A 407-nucleotide genomic window follows, 5' to 3' on the forward strand; every position below is an offset into this window, starting at 1 on the left:
TGCGCCCGTCAGGGTTTCCTTGCGGAAACAGGCTCCAGGCGTGCCCGGAGCCTGCTGGTTCGCTAAATTTCCGCTTTCTTACGGTGCAACAGTGCATACAGCACCGGGAGCACGAATAGCGTCAACAACGTCGAGGAAATAATTCCCCCGATCACCACCGTCGCCAGCGGTCGCTGGACTTCCGCGCCGGTACCAGTGTTGAGCGCCATGGGAACAAAGCCGAGGCTCGCGACCAAGGCCGTCATCAGTACCGGTCGCAGGCGGATCAGGGCACCTTCGACGATCGCTTTCATCAGGTCGCCCTGCTCGTGCCACAGGTCGCGAATAAAAGCCACCATCACCAGACCATTGAGAACTGCGACGCCAGAGAGCGCGATAAAGCCCACGCCTGCGGAGATCGACAGCGG

The 407-nt window shown here is 60.7% G+C and carries 1 protein-coding gene; it reads right to left on the reverse strand.

The features are described 5' to 3' along the window. Positions 1-62: 62 nt before the first annotated feature. The coding region (locus B2W52_RS04355) for an efflux RND transporter permease subunit (protein WP_286801541.1) at positions 63-407 on the reverse strand (345 nt) is incomplete at its 5' end.

Source organism: Marinobacter sp. UBA2498, assembly GCF_002341575.1.
Taxonomy (GTDB): Bacteria; Pseudomonadota; Gammaproteobacteria; order Pseudomonadales; family Oleiphilaceae; genus Marinobacter; species Marinobacter manganoxydans.